This is a genomic window from Streptomyces lavendofoliae (assembly GCF_014649735.1).
GTDB classification, from domain to species: Bacteria; Actinomycetota; Actinomycetes; order Streptomycetales; family Streptomycetaceae; genus Streptomyces; species Streptomyces lavendofoliae.
In genome coordinates, this window is the sequence record NZ_BMTP01000070.1 from 1 (window position 1) to 542 (window position 542).

Here is a 542-nt window from a genome sequence, read left to right on the forward strand (position 1 = left end):
CGACGGAGTCGTCGAGCTGTACGCGTCGCTGTTCGCAGACCGGCTGGAGACACAGCCGTTCGCCCGGGCCATGATCGGCACCTTCGCCGAACTGGTGCGCGCGACGGGCAACCTGCGGGCAGCGGACGTCGGGTGCGGGCCCGGACATCTGACGGCCATGCTGCACGAACTGGGCCTGGACGCCTTCGGACTCGACATCTCCCCCGGCATGGTCGACCACGCCCGGCGGGCCCATCCGGCGCTGCGCTTCCAGGAGGCGCGGATGGAATCCCTGCCGATCGAGGACGGCGCGCTCGGTGGCGTACTGGCCCACTACTCGGTGATCCATACCCCTCCGGGGGAGCTGCCGGAGCTGCTCGCCGAGCAGGTACGCGTCCTGGCGCCGGATGGCCTGCTCCTGGTCTCCTTCTTCGGGACCGACGGACAAGAACCGGTCCGGTTCGACCACAAGGTGGCGCCTGCCTACAGCTGGCCGGCGGATCGCCTCGTCGAACTGCTGGCCGACGCCGGGCTCGTTCCCTTCGCCCGGCTGCTCCACGATC

The 542-nt window shown here is 70.3% G+C and carries 1 protein-coding gene; it reads left to right on the forward strand.

The window, feature by feature from the left end; genetic code table 11:
- Positions 1-542, forward strand: a 542-nt coding sequence (locus tag IE109_RS32870) for a class I SAM-dependent methyltransferase (RefSeq protein WP_189555009.1), incomplete at both ends; no start/stop codon positions are given.